Genomic DNA, 378 nt, shown 5'->3' on the forward strand with positions numbered 1-378 from the left:
ATGCAAAAAGTTCCCGAAGCCGGTTACAAGATCGAAGGCCTGTGGATAAGCGGAATTCAGCGCAGGCTTACTGCTAAAAACCTGCTTTTTCCTGTTAAGCTTGTGAAGAGCTTGTGGAAAGCGCGGGATATTATAAAGAAATTTCAGCCGGATGTGGTGATAGGGACCGGTGGATTTGCCAGCGGACCTTTACTGCAAATGGCAAACAGGGAAAATATCCCCACTTTGATCCAGGAGCAGAATTCCTATCCCGGAATTACCAATAAATTACTGGCAAAAGGTGCAAATACCATTTGTACTGCCTACCCCGACATGGAGCGGTTTTTTCCTTCAGAAAAGATCGTGCTAACAGGAAATCCTGTGCGGCAGGATCTGCTT

Annotated in this window: 1 protein-coding gene; it reads left to right on the top strand. The window is 46.3% G+C overall.

All coding sequences use genetic code 11. The annotated features are described in order from the left end of the window. Nucleotides 1-378 (top strand): UDP-N-acetylglucosamine--N-acetylmuramyl-(pentapeptide) pyrophosphoryl-undecaprenol N-acetylglucosamine transferase (locus tag HC175_RS20385; protein ID WP_209310148.1); only part of this gene is annotated, 378 nt, incomplete at both ends.

It is taken from the genome of Salinimicrobium oceani, from assembly GCF_012037645.1.